At 40.8% G+C, this 15,185-nt stretch carries 13 protein-coding genes; 12 read left to right on the plus strand and 1 reads right to left on the minus strand.

All coding sequences use genetic code 11. The annotated features are described in order from the left end of the window. Positions 1-20: 20 nt before the first annotated feature. Positions 21-764 (minus strand): bacillithiol biosynthesis deacetylase BshB1, encoded by a 744-nt coding sequence (gene bshB1, locus L0B18_RS12380; protein ID WP_234572096.1) that lies wholly within the window; start codon positions 762-764, stop codon positions 21-23. Between the two features lie 133 nt (positions 765-897). Between bshB1 and L0B18_RS12385 the strand changes: the two genes are divergently transcribed. The 12 genes from L0B18_RS12385 (at position 898) to L0B18_RS12440 (ending at position 15,166) form a co-directional block, all read left to right on the plus strand. Further along, entirely contained in the window at positions 898-2,133 is a 1,236-nt protein-coding gene (locus tag L0B18_RS12385) for an ABC transporter permease (RefSeq protein ID WP_234572097.1), read from the plus strand. A gap of 2 nt (positions 2,134-2,135) precedes the next feature. After that, the gene (locus L0B18_RS12390) at positions 2,136-3,362 is read left to right on the plus strand and encodes an ABC transporter permease (protein WP_234572098.1); all 1,227 of its coding nucleotides are present in this window, start codon (positions 2,136-2,138) and stop codon (positions 3,360-3,362) included. A gap of 162 nt (positions 3,363-3,524) precedes the next feature. Next, positions 3,525-3,728, plus strand: a complete 204-nt coding sequence (locus tag L0B18_RS12395; protein WP_234572099.1) for a hypothetical protein — start codon at positions 3,525-3,527, stop codon at positions 3,726-3,728. A gap of 9 nt (positions 3,729-3,737) precedes the next feature. Next, positions 3,738-4,151: a phage holin family protein gene (locus L0B18_RS12400; RefSeq protein WP_234572100.1), complete on the plus strand. Its 414-nt coding sequence runs from the start codon at positions 3,738-3,740 to the stop codon at positions 4,149-4,151. After that, positions 4,123-4,512: a hypothetical protein gene (locus tag L0B18_RS12405; RefSeq protein ID WP_234572101.1), complete on the plus strand. Its 390-nt coding sequence runs from the start codon at positions 4,123-4,125 to the stop codon at positions 4,510-4,512. Before L0B18_RS12400 ends, L0B18_RS12405 begins: the two co-directional genes overlap by 29 nt. Positions 4,513-4,704: 192 nt before the next feature. Continuing rightward, entirely contained in the window at positions 4,705-6,075 is a 1,371-nt protein-coding gene (locus tag L0B18_RS12410) for a TolC family protein (protein WP_234572102.1), read from the plus strand. Positions 6,076-6,112: 37 nt separating this feature from the next. Continuing rightward, positions 6,113-7,462 (plus strand): efflux RND transporter periplasmic adaptor subunit, encoded by a 1,350-nt coding sequence (locus L0B18_RS12415; RefSeq protein WP_234572103.1) that lies wholly within the window; start codon positions 6,113-6,115, stop codon positions 7,460-7,462. A gap of 22 nt (positions 7,463-7,484) precedes the next feature. After that, complete coding sequence (locus L0B18_RS12420; RefSeq protein ID WP_234572104.1) at positions 7,485-8,216, plus strand: ABC transporter ATP-binding protein; 732 nt, start codon at positions 7,485-7,487, stop codon at positions 8,214-8,216. Positions 8,217-8,635: 419 nt separating this feature from the next. Beyond that, the gene (locus L0B18_RS12425; RefSeq protein WP_234572105.1) at positions 8,636-9,262 is read left to right on the plus strand and encodes a rhomboid family intramembrane serine protease; all 627 of its coding nucleotides are present in this window, start codon (positions 8,636-8,638) and stop codon (positions 9,260-9,262) included. 12 nt (positions 9,263-9,274) lie between these two features. After that, positions 9,275-10,141 (plus strand): rhomboid family intramembrane serine protease, encoded by an 867-nt coding sequence (locus L0B18_RS12430; RefSeq protein ID WP_234572106.1) that lies wholly within the window; start codon positions 9,275-9,277, stop codon positions 10,139-10,141. A 71-nt stretch (positions 10,142-10,212) separates the two neighbouring features. Next, positions 10,213-11,445, plus strand: coding sequence for a flavodoxin-dependent (E)-4-hydroxy-3-methylbut-2-enyl-diphosphate synthase (ispG, locus tag L0B18_RS12435; RefSeq protein ID WP_234572107.1), 1,233 nt, complete (start codon positions 10,213-10,215; stop codon positions 11,443-11,445). 328 nt (positions 11,446-11,773) lie between these two features. Further along, positions 11,774-15,166: an FG-GAP-like repeat-containing protein gene (locus tag L0B18_RS12440; RefSeq protein ID WP_234572108.1), complete on the plus strand. Its 3,393-nt coding sequence runs from the start codon at positions 11,774-11,776 to the stop codon at positions 15,164-15,166. Positions 15,167-15,185 lie beyond the last annotated feature (19 nt).

Raw genomic sequence — 15,185 nt, forward strand, 5'->3', positions numbered from 1 at the left:
TAAGAAACAGGATTCTGACTCTATCTTTTTGGTGAAGTATTCAGCAAAAAGTCCAAATTTTTAAGGGGGAAGGGTTTCCGTGCATAGAGAAATCCTTCTCCATATTTATAGCCCGCCATGTGCCCGAAATATTCTGATTTTGCCCGCAGAGATTTCAAAAAATCGGGGTCGGAAATGTAGGTTGCAGGTTCATCTCCGGGATCAGATACATTAAACTGAGAAGAGAATGCCATAATTGCTTTCTCTTTGATTTCTAAAGTCTCGGTGATATCAAAAACAAAATCGGGATCAAAATGGTCATGCTGCATAAAATGAAGTACATGCGATGGCCGGAACGGTTCCTGGATTTTGCCGTCGGGCCCCTTTGTTTTAATTTTTATCAAACCACTGTAGAAAATGGCGTCAATCAGTAATGCAGCTGCATTTTCGTGATCGGGATGACGATCATGAGGAGTTGGAATGAAACAAATATGAGGTTTGTAATACCGTATTTTTTCAATAATTGCTTTTTGATGATCGCGATTGTTAACCAACTCCGTATCCGGCAATCCAAGATTTTCACGTGCATGTAATCCAATAATCTCAGATGCTTTTTGAGCTTCTTTCTTTCGTATTTCTGGTGTGCCGCGAGAGCCCATTTCACCACGGGTCAAATCAACAACAGCTACCTTTTTTCCTGATTGAATCAGAGAAGCAAGGGTGCCAGAACAACTTAATTCAGTGTCATCGGGGTGGGCTCCAAAAGCAAGTACATCAATATTCATAATTCGATATTTTCTGCAAATTTTTATTTAATATACTGAAACGTAATGAGTTTCTGATCGTATGCGGTTAATAACTGCATATACATGTTCACCAAAAAATAGACCCGGTCATCCACGCTTATTTATTCATCCAATGAATAGATTTCTAGTCAGCATTTACGAAGGTTCAAAAATAGCCATATCTGCAATTTGGACAAACAAAACCCGTGCAGTTTTAACAACTACCTGCATTGTTATCGGGATTGTTTCTGTTACGGCCATGAATACGATTTCTGATGGAATTGACAGATCATTTGAAGAAAGTATGGATATGCTTGGCCGCAATGTGGTGTATGTTGCTAAATGGCCATGGGGTTTTGGAGGTGAGTATAAATGGTGGGAATATCGGAATCGCCGGGAAATGAAAATTTCTTATGTGGATGATATTCGGGAACTTGCGCCATCGGCTTCCAGCGTATCAGCCTCGGCAAGCAGGAGAACTTCTGTTAAATATGGAGACAGAATTGCGGATAATGTTGGACTGAGTGGTGTCACACAAAGTTATTTTCAAACAGCAGGATTGGATATTGAAGATGGAAGGGCATTCAGTGAATCCGAAGTAAACAGAGCTGCAAAAGTAATTATTTTGGGAGGAAGCGTTGTAGATGTGCTATTTCCGAATGATGAAGATCCCCTTGGTAAAAATGTTAGAATTAATGGCCAGCGTTTTACGGTAATTGGGTTGCTGGAAAGGCAGGGTAGTTTTCTGGGGCTAGAGGATACAGACAATCAAATCATTGTGCCGATAACGGCTTATGGAACTATGTACAGCCTCCGTTATGGGATACAGCTGGCGGTGCAGTTTCCGAATGAAGAATCTTTGGAAGACGGAGAATTTGAAGTGATTGGAGCGATGAGACAAATTCGTCAATTAGATCCGCTTGAAGAGAATGATTTTGCTATTAATAAAGCCGCCCTTTTTGAACAGGAATTCCAGGGAATGAAGGTGGCCATTTACGGAATCGGTATCTTTTTAACGGGATTGGCATTATTTGTGGGTGGAATTGGTGTTATGAATATCATGTTTGTTTCTGTAAAAGAGCGAACGAAGGAAATCGGTATCAGAAAAGCAGTTGGCGCCAAACCTTGGGAAATACTGCTTCAGTTTTTGATGGAAGCTATTGTGATCTGTCTGGTCGGAGGTGTAATCGGCGTTATTCTTTCAATTGGTGTCACTGAATTGATCAACCAGTTTTTTGTGGCGTATTTAAATTGGTCTACAGTACTGAATGCCATCTTAATTTGTGCATTTGTTGGAATTCTCTTCGGATACATTCCTTCAAGAAAAGCGGCCAAATCAGATCCAATCGAATCACTTAGATACGAATAACCATGAATATCATAGAAGTTTTTAAACAGGCATTCGATTCGATCCGGGCAAATAAACTTCGCTCATCGCTGACTCTTGTGGCTATTTCTGTGGGCGTATTTGCCATTATTAGTGCGAATACAGCTGTGCTCGTTTTAGATACATATTTTAAAGATACTCTCAGTTTGATGGGGGGCGATGTCATCAATATTTCTAAATATCCTGCAATAAGTATGGGGCCAACCGATTGGGATAAGTATCGAAACCGGCAGGATATTACCATCGAACAGATGGAGAGGCTGGATGAACTGGCTGCAACGGCCTCAGGAATTGGGCCGAACCGATCTTATAATACCACAAGGGTTGCGTATGAAGAAGAACAGACGGAACCGAATATCAGCATTGAAGGAGGGAACACGGAGTTTCTTGCAAACAATGCCTATGATATTGAGTCTGGAAGGAATTTTTCCCAGGCCGATATTGATTATGCGCGCCCTGTTGCCATTATCGGGGCCGATGTGGTTACGGCGCTCTTTGAACAGGTTGACCCCCTGGGAAAAACCATTCGTGTAGAAGGACGGCCTTATACTATAATTGGTGTTACAGTGGCAAAAGGTAATGTATTCGGACAGACTTTAGATCGATTTGTGGTTCTGCCTTACACTCATCTTGCAGGGTTGTATGGTAAGAATCAAAATATTGGAATTCAGGTGCGGGCAGGTTCAGTTGACAGGGTGGCGGATGTAATTGATGATTTAACAGGCATTTTACGCGCAATACGAAAAGTTGATCCCGGGGAGGAGAGCGATTTTGAAATCACAACAAATGAATCACTTGGTGGAGTATTTGATCAGTTTACCGGTTTGTTATATATCATCGGATTTGTGATTGGAAGTATTGTACTTCTTGGAGCCGGAATTGGTGTTATGAATATTATGCTGGTTTCAGTGACTGAACGCACCAGGGAAATTGGAATACGTAAAGCAGTAGGGGCAACCAAAAAAGCTATCATCTCTCAATTCTTGATGGAATCTATTGCTATTTGTCAAATCGGAGGTGTTATTGGAATACTAATTGGGGTTGGCTTGGGTAATGCTGCCGCGGTCTGGCTCGAGTCGAGTGTAGTGATTCCTTGGAGTGCGGCCATTGGAGGTGTTGTGGGCATGACACTCGTTGGAATGATCTTTGGAGTATACCCGGCTTACAAAGCTGCACAATTAGATCCCATTGAAAGTTTGAGGTACGAATAAATATCCTCCATTTCGAGCTTATCTTTTCAAAAGAAACTTGTTTACTTTATAACTGTTACAATAATATCCGGTGTTTCGAACACTTGGTTTCTTAGTTTACCATTACCCATTTAGATGTTATTTTGATACAAATTTTTAAAAACCGTTGAAGAGGAATGAATTATGGATGAGAATATTATTAATGATTTAAATGAAGAGCTTGAGAGTGTTATTGAAGAAGGATCTTCACTCTTGAAAGATGCGGAATTGGAAGAAAAACTCGAGGAACTTAAAACCGAAGCGGAATTGCTGATCAGGAAACACCCGATCACCAGTGTTTTGGCAGGTGCTGCTGTGGGATATATACTTGCAAAAATTTTAAAATAGAATCTGAAGATGTCTGAACAGTTTACCAATAACGGTAAGAAGAGCAAGATAACTTCGGATATCCGAGAGTATGTTGAGAAGCGTGTACAACTTTTGACGCTGACTATTACGGAACAGGTTGCCCGAATTATGGCCGAATCATTTCAAAAAGTTCTGGGCATGTTTATCCTCAGTTTTGCCCTCTTTTTTCTTTGGTTTGCTGTTGGGTTTTTGATCGCTGAACTAATCGGCAGTTTTAGTGCCGGCTTCGCTATTGCATCTTTACCTTTGTTCGTTGTGGGATTCATTTTTCTGAAATCAAAATCCAAAAGTATCACAGAAAAAGTTCAGGCTCAATTGATGGCGAGTATCCTGGACGACATTGATTTTGAGAAAGAAGCGAAACAGGATAAACTTGAAGGGAAAAAAATTGGGCAAAAATAACAACATATCAATGGCTGACATCAGGAAACAAAAGAAAAAGCTTGAAGACGATTTAGAGCTGCTTGAAGGAAATATTGAAAATCGGATTTCGGGAGTTCAAAAAAAAGTGTTAGGTACATTGGAACCGATTGAAGCTATAAAGAGAAATCCTTTTAAATCGATAGGTACTTCAATCATTATTGGTTTTGCTTTTGGTATGCTTGGGGATGAAAAGTCATCTTCTGTAGAGGGCGGGGGTTCGGATTCTAACAAAGAAAAGCTAGCGCATCTGCTTTTCAGTGAAATCAAGAGAGTAGCTGCAAGAAAAGCGGCCACATATTTGTCAGAGTTTATTGATGAAAAAATGTCAAAAAGGAAATAATACTTTTTTGTTTAGTAATTCGGGGATTTCGGTTTGAGCCTTCAAATGTTAAAAAACATTTTTATTTCCGAAATAAGCTACTTTTTTTTGAAACTCTGATTACACTTATTCGTCTAAAATTTAAACCAAACTCTGGTTGCTTTTGTACGTCTAAATAGGGTACAACATGTAATCAAAATACTTAATGGATCTATGAAAAGAATATTCTATCTACTAACATGCTTTTTGATTCTTCCCCTTGTAACTATTGCCCAAACAGAACAAATATCCCTTCAGGAAGCTATTAATATCGCTCTGGAGAACAACTATTTACTGAAGCAGGCAGAGAACAATCTGGATTTAACTGAACATAATATTAGAAGTGAGTATGCCGATTTCCTTCCTACTGTTTCAGGTAGAGTAAGTGGCTCCAGAACTGCCGGTCAACAATTTATTTTCGATCGATTTAGCGAAGGTTTGGATCCATTTGTTGATGTTACTTCAGAGGCGGTAAGTGGTAGTGTAGGTGCTGATATCATCATATTTGATGGATTTAACAACATCAATACACTTCGTGCAAGTCAACAAGTTCAAATATCGAGAGAAGAGAGTTTGAGGAGAGCACGTGAAAATGTAATTTTTACAACCGCGTCACGATATCTTCAGGTTCTGCTTGATATGCAACTTCTTGAAATTGCTGAAGAAAATCTGGTGACTTCTCAACGTCAGGTTGAACAAGTTAGGGCTCAGGTAGATGTTGGTTCTCGTCCCACAGTTGATTTATATAACCAGGAAGCCCAGGTTGCCAACGATGAATTGACAGTCACACAAAGACAAAACAGCCTTAATATCAATAAACTTTTATTGGTCCGACAACTCCAAATTGACCCTCTTGGTAATTATGAGTTTGTGATACCTGAAATATCTGATAATCAGGAAGCCAACACTTTGGCTATGTATAATTTGGGTGATCTGATTGATCAGGCATTGCTGAACCGTTCCGATATAAAAAGTGAAGTTGCGGACATTAATAATTTGAGATATCAGTTGAAAATTGCTCGTGGTAGCCTTTTCCCAACCATCTCAGCAAGTGCCTCAATATCATCTCGTTATAGTGATCAATATTCACTCGCCGGCGCAGACGTATCATTCAGCGATCAGTTTTTTGATCAACAGGTAAACCGCTCACTTGGTTTGTCTATAAACATTCCAATTTTTAATAATTGGAACAGAATGTACAACATTGAGAATTCTAAAGTTCAGTTAAAGAATGCTGAACTGTCATTGGAGAACTCAAGATTACAGGTCATTCAGGAGGTTACACAGGCGTACAACGATTATTCTTCGTATCTGAAAGAATTCTCTGCTGCTGAGAAATCTTTGGTTGCCAGTGAAAAAGCTTTTGAAACACAACAGCAGCGTTATAATGTTGGGGCAAGTACCCTGATCGAGTTGAGCCAGGCTCAAGCAAGTTATGTAGAAGCTCAATCCAATTATACACAAGCACGTTACAATCTTATCTTCCAGGAAAAACTTCTTGATTACTATCTCGGACAAATTACCGGTGAAGACATAGAATTTTAAGAATCAGTATCAAATTAAAAATTGATAGGGCAATTTAATGGCTAACAAAAAATCTCCTACGAAAAAGCTGCTAAAAATTCTTGGTATCATAGTTGTTCTTATAGTTGTCCTTGGAGTTGTAGCGAAATTTGCCGGATGGCTGGACGGAGGCCCAACTGAAAAATCAGTAGAGACAGAAATAATTGAATTAAGAACCATCACTCAAATTGTTTCTGCTTCCGGCCGGATTCAACCAGAAGTAGAAGTTATTATTAGGCCCGATGTATCAGGTGAAATTATTGAACTCGCTGTTGAGGAAGGAGATTTTGTAAGAGCAGGAGATCTCCTTGTTCGGATCAAACCGGACATTTACCAGGCACAAATCGATAATTTGAATGCAAACCTTCTCACTCAGCAATCCCGAATGGAACAGGCCCGGGCCAATATGTTGCAGGCTGAAGTTGAATATGAGCAAAATAAACAACTCTATGATCAGGATTTGATCTCTGATTTAGAGTACAAGCAGTCTCTAAACAATTTTGAAGCCCAGAAGGCAAACTTTAAAGCGGCCGAGTATCAGATTGAAAGTGCACGGGCACAGTTAAGACAGGCTGAGGAAGAACTTGAGCAGACTGTGATTCGCGCTCCCCAGGATGGCACAATTACCCAGTTAGCCGTTGAACAGGGTGAAAGAGTTCTTGGGCAGTCTCAAATGGCTGGTACGGAAATGATGAGTGTGGCCCGCCTTGAGCAAATGGAAATAGAAGTGGATGTAAATGAGAACGACATTGTAAATGTCAGCCTTTCGGATACAGCCAGTATTGAAGTAGACGCATATCCCAATCGGTCTTTTGAAGGTGTGGTTACTGAAATCGCCAATTCCGCAGAAGTAACCGATCAGGGATCGGCAGAGCAGATTACTAATTATAAAGTAAAAATCAGGATTACAACTCCGCACAATTTAGATCAGTCTTCGGCAGATTTTCTTGCGATAAATGTAAGTGAAAATCCGGAGCAGAATTTTGTACCGAATTTTAAACCGGGAATGTCTGCCACTGTGGATGTAAAAACAAATACTGTGTATAACGTGGTTGCAGTTCCAATTCAATCTGTAACCGTTCGGGACTTCGCAACGGATACTACCACAACCGAAACTGATGCTTCTTCAATAAGAAATGAATCTGAGAACCGTTTGGGCAGCCAGGAAGATTTTAGAAAAGTTGTTTTTGTAAATGAAGAAGGGACCGCAAAAAGGGTAGAAGTTGAGACTGGAATCAGCGATAATACTTTTATGCAAATTATGAGTGGCCTGGATGCCGGGCAAGAAGTTGTAACAGGTAGTTACAGAGTTCTCTCTCGTGAACTGCAAGATGGTGATAAAATTACAGTAAGCAACAATAATAATTAAGTTCGGCAAAGGAGGATGTAGAATGGCAAAGAAAGTTATCGAGATTAAAAACCTGTCTAAACACTACCAAATGGGACAGACATTGGTTAAAGCACTGGACGGAGTTTCCTTTGATGTCGAAGAAAATGAATATATAGCTATTATGGGGCCATCCGGTTCTGGTAAATCTACGTTGATGAACTTAATCGGATGCCTGGATACGCCAACCACCGGAGAATACATTTTAAATAGTCAGCGTGTAAGTGAACTGGATGACTCAGAACTCGCGCAAATAAGAAACCGGGAAATTGGATTTGTATTTCAAACGTTTAATTTGCTTCCAAGAACGGATTGCCTGAGTAATGTAGAATTACCTCTCATCTATTCTGGAATCAAGAGCTCGGTCAGAAAGGATAAAGCGACTCAAACTCTCACCAAGGTTGGTTTAGGTGATCGTTTGGATCATAAACCCAATGAACTTTCTGGTGGACAGCGTCAACGTGTGGCTATTGCACGTGCACTGGTAAACGACCCGTCTATACTTCTTGCCGATGAACCGACGGGTAACCTGGACACAAAAACCGGTGAAGAAATTATGTTGCTCTTCGAAGAACTTCACAGGGCGGGGAATACCATTATTCTGGTTACACACGAAAACGATATAGCCAATCACGCCAGGCGTATTGTCAGGCTTCGGGATGGCAAAATTGAGATAGACCAAAAGGTAGCCAATCCCACACTTGCCAATGTTGATACGCATCTTCTGGAAGTATAGAATCTCCCTCATCCAAATATTTTAAATTTCATTCTGAAGAAACCAAAAGAACTTCGGTAGTGTTTATTTCTCAGTATATGAGAGTTTCAAATGTCAATTTCGGCACCGCAACGAAGAGAATCCAGAAATGCGATTTGAATATCTTGTTTGAGAAACTTTCGGTTTTTCTAAAGCAACTGTAAAATTGGTATTTTTACCATCCAATGTTACAAGTAGTTGATGAGTGTCTGAAAAAAATTACAGAAAGTATTGTTAAAATGATACGTTCGTTTTAACTGAATTCCACTGGAACCCCCATTATATGGTCATTATCTTTGGATAGATAACATATTCCCAAGACAGGGAATTCAAGGCGTAACTTTAAGCCGAATCAACGTATATTTAAGAGTTAAAAAAACATTCAATCATAGTTAAATTCATTGAATTACCAGGACAATAATTATTCTCCCAACACACAGTTTTCTATTTTCCCCCCGGCAGTAAAACATCTTCTGATTGTTAATTTGCTCGTTTTTGTAGCCTTAACAAACCCCATGCTGCAAAACATTTTAATGCGTTTTGGTGCATTATGGCCAATCGGTTCCGGACTTTTTGCGCCGTGGCAGCTGGTTACTTATATGTTTCTGCACGGAAGTTTCAGCCATGTTCTTTTTAATCTTTTTGCATTATGGATATTTGGGCAAGGAATTGAGAACTACTGGGGAACAAAACGGTTTACAGTCTATTACTTTTTAACAGGAATCGGAGCCGCTCTTCTCCATATGTGGATTGGAGGAACAGGTGCGCCTACAGTTGGTGCTTCTGGTGCCGTGTACGGTATTTTGCTTGCATTCGGAATGATGTTTCCGAATCGATACATCATGCTTTTAATTCCTCCCATACCGATTAAAGCGAAATATTTCGTTGCAATTTTTGGTGCTATAGAATTGTTCTCAGGAGTGATGAGACCCGATAGCGGTATCGCACACTTTGCCCATTTAGGCGGAATGATTGTTGGATTTATTCTGATTAAATACTGGGGCGTAAAAGGCGAAGATGATTATTAATATCCTTTGAATATGTACGAGCAAGATTCTTTTTTTAATGCCATGAAGCGTGGGTTCATGAGAATCCCGTCCGTTATTCGTACAATCATTGCCATAAGTGTGATTGTTTTTATCATACAGGCAGTTGTTGGATCTATCCGTGTCGGAAATACATCCATCAATCATTATATCATTCAATATCTGGCATTTGATCCGAATCTATTCACAGCCATTACACAGCCATGGCGGTTTTTCACCTATATTTTTCTGCACGGTGGTGGATTCCACCTGTTATTCAATATGCTTTGGCTTTGGTGGATGGGAAGATCTGTTGAGGAAACCATAGGTCCGCGTTCATTCTCAGTATTGTTTTTTGGTTCCGGAATCGGAGGAGCCGTTTTTCATATCGCCCTTTCCTTTTTGTACGGAACAAGTTACGTGATTGGAGCTTCCGGTGCCGTTTTTGGAGTGATGGTGGCCTTCGCTTACATGTTTCCGCGGATGCCCATTATGCTCTTGTTTTTACCGCCGATTGAAGCTCGTTTTGTGGTGGCCGGTTTGATTGCCCTCGACGTACTGTTTATTGGTGCAGGCGATAATGTTGCCAGGCTTGTCCATTTAGGCGGTGCGGGTGTTGGTTATCTTCTGATTAAAGCTCATTATCAGGGAAAAGATCTCTCATCAATTGTACGGCCAATTGAGAGACTTTGGCAGGAAAAGCCAAAAAAAGCAAAGCGGAAAAAGAATAAGAATATGTATTCAGTAAGCGATGTTGAGATTGTTGAAGAAAAAAATCAATCTGAGTTGGACGAAATTCTTGAGAAAATTTCCAAACAAGGATATGACGGATTGACCAAAGAAGAGAAAAAGAAATTATTCGATTTAAGTAAAAAGAACTAAGTGTCACTTTCGTTTAAGAAACAAAATTAAAGGTTTTAATTAATGTTAACTGATTACTGTTAACTGAATTTATGAATCCAATAGAAAGAAGAAAATCCATCACTGTACAAGTTGGGGATGTCCCAGTTGGGGGAGACCATCCAATTGTTGTCCAAAGTATGACCAACACAGATACGGCCGATATTGATGAGACCGTTGATCAAATTGATCATCTGCATCAGGCTGGTTCTGAACTTGTCAGAATTACTGTGAATAATGACGAGGCAGCCAAAGCCGTCCCGCATATCAAGGAGAAACTAATCAATCGGGGAGTTACGGTTCCGATTATCGGCGATTTTCACTATAACGGACACCTTCTTCTGACCAGGTATCCGGAGATGGCGCAATCACTTGCCAAATTCAGAATTAATCCGGGAAATACCGGCACAAAAACACGTGATAAGAATTTTTGTACCATTGTTGAACAAGCCATCAAATACGACAAACCTGTTCGGATTGGAGTAAACTGGGGATCGCTAGACCAACAGTTATTGGCTCAAAAAATGGATGAAAACAATCAGAAAGAAAATCCGAAATCATCCAAAGCAGTCATGCTCGATACGATGGTTGAAAGTGCCCGCCGCTCTACCGCTTTGGCCGAAGATGTTGGTTTGCCTTCGAATAAAATTATTGTGAGCTGTAAAATGTCCGGCGTACAGGATTTAATTAATGTCTACCAACGGATTGCTGAGGATCTGGATTATCCTCTTCATCTTGGATTGACAGAGGCCGGAATGGGAATGAAAGGTACGGTAGCAAGTTCAGTTGCGCTGTCTGTCCTCTTGCAAAAAGGAATCGGAGATACAATTCGGGTTTCATTAACACCTATGCCCGGAGCCGACCGGGCGGAAGAAGTTCGGATTTCGCAACAGATTCTGCAGTCAATGGGAATTCGAAATTTCATTCCACAGGTCACATCTTGTCCGGGTTGCGGACGAACAAAAAGCACCTATTTTCAGGAATTGGCTGATGAAATCCAGAACTACATTGTTGAAGAGATGCCGATTTGGAGAGAAATTTATCCAGGCGTAGAAGAGATGGATGTAGCTGTCATGGGATGCATTGTAAATGGTCCGGGAGAATCACGGCATGCCAATATCGGAATTTCGCTGCCGGGAACTTTTGAAGAACCCAAAGCCCCTGTTTATGTTGATGGTGAGCATTTTATCACACTTCGGGGAGATAATATTGGAGCTGAATTCCGAAAAATTCTTGAAGATTATATCATGAAGAATTACGGAAGTAAAGAGACCGTTGACGCCTGATTTGTGCCAGTTTACTTTGTGTACTAGAAATTCAATTCCTGGATTTTATTTCTGACTTATTGGGTCTTTTGGGATTTGAGCTTTTTCAAATAAATTTTGAAGGAGTTTTTTAATAAAGGATATTTCAGCAATTCTACCTGATAAATCTTAAAAGGTGTTTCTCGATCAATGTTCTTTCGTTCAAATTCTGTGAATGAACGAATTGATTAAATTCATAGATTTGTATTTTGGCTGAGGAATAGATCACGCTAAGATCAAAAAATAACGAGCTACGTTTATGTCCGTCTACAGAATCCTTTCAGTTACCCTATTCTTATCATTTTTTTTGATGGGAATATTTGGATGCCAAAAATCAGAAGAAACGGCTGAACAAGATACTGACAAATACGATCAGGCAGTGGCTGATTTCTATATGAGCCTTGGGGCCAGCGAAACAGATCAAACACGTTTTGCTTTCAATAAAATGAATGACGTAGCCCTGGCTTTTCCTGAAGAAACATCTGCTTGGGCTAATCTGGCCGTTTTTGCCATGCGCCAGGGAAATTTTACTCTTGCAAATGAACGTATCGGTCAGGCTCTGGAATTGAACCCGGATCATCCCGAGGTGTTACATCTGGCCGGGCTTATCGCAAGCCGGCAGGGAAATATTGCGGAAGCCATTGAGTATTTCCGGCAGGCCGCACCTTCAGGAGATCCGCGCGTTTTATATGCACTGGCCCAGGAATTGGAGCGTGAGAATCCCACCGGAAATGCAGATGAAATCAAAAAAACTCTTCAACAGCTTCTTGAGATCAATGAAAATAACCAGGTTGTTTTGCTTGAATTGGCCAGAATTGCCATCAGGGAGCAAAATGCAGAAGCTGCCACTCAGTATTTAACCAACCTTGAAGGGTTATCTGATAGTTGGAACCCACTCAACCGTGAGCAGCTTGGAATCCTTTTTGAACTTTTAGAAGAGCAAAATTTTTCAGATTTGTCCCTTGAACTTTCATTTTTGAGAAGCGGCCTTGAATCGCAGCCACGTTTCCAGGATGATTTGTTAACGGTACAGCTGCCACCAACCAATGTGGGATTTCTGATAACCGAGTTTATTCATTTAAATCAACCCGAAGTTCAAGCCGCTGAACCGGATTTGGAAATGCAGCTCACCCGCCACTCTCTGGATCTTCCCACCGAGCAGGCAGTTTGGGTAAAAGGGGTTACACTTTTGGATGATGCTCCGCCATTTCCAATTGTCGTTGCCGACGGCCAAATCCTGATTGATGGGCAGACACAGCTTGATTTTCCCGGCTCAACGGATTCAAAACTTTCTATAAATGTAGTGACTGAAATCGACTACGATTATGATTTTCGTAATGATTTGGCGGCAGCGGGTTCAACCGGATTTAAACTTTTCCGGCTAAATGATGATCGGACATTTTCGGATATCACTTCCGGTTTGGGACTTTCAAACAGTGTTGTAAATGGAAGTTATACCGGCGTTTGGGCGTTTGATGTAGAAATGGATGGAGATTTGGACCTGTTATTATCAGCTTCAAATAACTCATTTGTATTGAGAAATAACGGAGACGGAACCTTTACAAGAATCACTCCATTCAATGAAAATCAGGGAATCGAACAGTTTTTATGGGCTGATCTGGACGGTGAAGGAACTCCCGAAGCAATCATATTAACGTCCGCCGGTTCACTGATTGTTTATAAAAATCTCCGTGGAGGTTCGTTTGATGATGGAAATCAATTAGCCCAAAATATAGCCGCCATTGCTGTAGGCGATATGGATGCCAATGCCCAATTTGAAATCATCGCGGCAACTCAAAGTGGTTCGCTATTTAGTCACAATTATTCACTTGAAACAGGTGAATGGCAATCGGGATCATTCATTCAAAATGGAATTCCTTCACTTGATTTGAAAGCAACTTCTTTGTTTACTGCTGATCTCGATAATAACGGTTCAATTGATCTGATTTTGTCAACAAACGATGCGACTCATGTTTGGCTTGGCGATGAAAATCGAAATCCGGTAAAACTTAAGGGAAGCTTGCCCGGCAGAATCTATTCTGTTTTTGATGTTGAAGGAGATGAAAAACTGGATTTGTTGGGAATTGCTGATGATTTGTCCCCATTTTACTTGAAGGCAGAAACTACGAAAGAATACTTTGCCAGATCGATTCGTGCCCAGGCTTCAGGTTCAACCGGAGATCAAAGAATCAACTCTTTCGGAATTGGGGGAGAAATGGAGGTTCGATCCGGCCTTCTTTATCAAAAACAGTTGATTTCATCACCTATTGTTCATTTTGGTTTGGGAGAATATGAAGAAGCCCAAATGCTTAGAATCATATGGCCCAACGGATCGGTTCAGGCCGAATTTGCAGAACTTGGAATGGGATCCACCATTTTCAACGAACAGATTTTGAAAGGGTCCTGTCCGTGGTTGTTTACACACGATGGCGAGAAAATGCAGTTTATTACGGATATTCTGTGGAGGTCGCCTCTTGGGTTGAGAATCAATGCGCAAGAGACCGCTGGTGTGGTTCAAACATTGGATCGTGTGAAAATTCCTGCAGAAATGCTTGTGGCAGAAAACGGAATCTATAGTCTCCGAATTACAGCAGAACTTTGGGAATCTCACTTCTTTGATCACGTTCAATTGGTGGCAGTAGATCATCCTGTGGGCACAGAAATATTTGTTGATGAGCGGTTTGTCTTTCCGGCCCCGGATCTTTCAACGAAGTTAATAGGCGCCCTTCAACCGGTTCAAAAAGTAACTGATCAGAAGGGCAACGATTTAACGAATGAAATTACGAACATTGATCAGGATTACATTCAGCCATTCGAAAAAACAAAATACCAGGGACTGGCAAAAGAGCATTTCATTGAGATTACTCTTCAAAACGAAAATGTTGGAAAACAGGAGTTATTGGTATTACATGGCTGGCTTCGCCCAACCGACAGCTCCATAAATCTTGCATTAAGCCAGGGAAGTATAGAAGCGCCCAAGGGATTAAAAGTTGAATTTCTGAGCGATGCCGGAAATTGGAAAACTCTTTATGAAAATTTTGGAATCCCCGCGGGAAAAACGAAAACCCTTCTACTTGACCTGGAAGGAGTTTTGGAAAATCAGGAAGATCGAAAAATACGGCTGACAACCACGTCAGAAATTTATTGGGATGGGATTTTCCAGGCTGAGAAGATGGATTCAGGAAAAATCATAGAAACTGAACTTGAGTCGGTAAAAATGGAATTGCAATATCGGGGTTTTTCAGAATGGTCTCGGGCTGACTCCACTTCCCCAATGCTTCCGGACTACAACGAAATTTCCAGCACAACCCAGCGCTGGAGAGATCTCGAAGGCTTTCACACGCGGTTTGGTGATGTGAGTGAGTTGCTCGAAAAAGTGGATGACCGCTATGTTATTATGAATGCTGGCGATGAGATAGAACTTCAGTTTAAAGAAGGAAATCCCCCGCAGGAAGGATATCAGAGAAGTTTTGTATTTGTATCTGACGGCTGGGAGAAAGACGGTGATTATAATACAGAAGCATCTGCAACTGTTCTGCCTTTGCCGTATCATGGTCAGGCCGATTATGAATATGGTGGTGGAGGCTTGCTTTGGGAGGATCCCGTCTATCAAAAACACAAAGAAGATTGGGTAAATTATCATACAAGATATATCACTCCTGCTGCCTTCCGTTCGGCCTTGTTATTCGGTGAAGAGGAGTAAATGTGTATATTGTATTGAT

This window comes from Rhodohalobacter sp. 614A, from assembly GCF_021462415.1.
Classification (GTDB): Bacteria; Bacteroidota; Rhodothermia; order Balneolales; family Balneolaceae; genus Rhodohalobacter.

What these genes read in the sequence shown, in the direction of transcription:
- L0B18_RS12385 (WP_234572097.1), top strand. Translation starts at nt 898, where the DNA reads ATGAATAGATTTCTAGTCAGCATTTACGAAGGTTCAAAAATAGCCATA.
- ispG (WP_234572107.1), top strand. Translation starts at nt 10,213, where the DNA reads ATGAATCCAATAGAAAGAAGAAAATCCATCACTGTACAAGTTGGGGAT.
- L0B18_RS12395 (WP_234572099.1), top strand. Translation starts at nt 3,525, where the DNA reads ATGGATGAGAATATTATTAATGATTTAAATGAAGAGCTTGAGAGTGTT.
- L0B18_RS12420 (WP_234572104.1), top strand. Translation starts at nt 7,485, where the DNA reads ATGGCAAAGAAAGTTATCGAGATTAAAAACCTGTCTAAACACTACCAA.
- L0B18_RS12400 (WP_234572100.1), top strand. Translation starts at nt 3,738, where the DNA reads ATGTCTGAACAGTTTACCAATAACGGTAAGAAGAGCAAGATAACTTCG.
- L0B18_RS12415 (WP_234572103.1), top strand. Translation starts at nt 6,113, where the DNA reads ATGGCTAACAAAAAATCTCCTACGAAAAAGCTGCTAAAAATTCTTGGT.
- bshB1 (WP_234572096.1), bottom strand. Translation starts at nt 764, where the DNA reads ATGAATATTGATGTACTTGCTTTTGGAGCCCACCCCGATGACACTGAA.
- L0B18_RS12430 (WP_234572106.1), top strand. Translation starts at nt 9,275, where the DNA reads ATGTACGAGCAAGATTCTTTTTTTAATGCCATGAAGCGTGGGTTCATG.
- L0B18_RS12410 (WP_234572102.1), top strand. Translation starts at nt 4,705, where the DNA reads ATGAAAAGAATATTCTATCTACTAACATGCTTTTTGATTCTTCCCCTT.
- L0B18_RS12440 (WP_234572108.1), top strand. Translation starts at nt 11,774, where the DNA reads ATGGGAATATTTGGATGCCAAAAATCAGAAGAAACGGCTGAACAAGAT.
- L0B18_RS12390 (WP_234572098.1), top strand. Translation starts at nt 2,136, where the DNA reads ATGAATATCATAGAAGTTTTTAAACAGGCATTCGATTCGATCCGGGCA.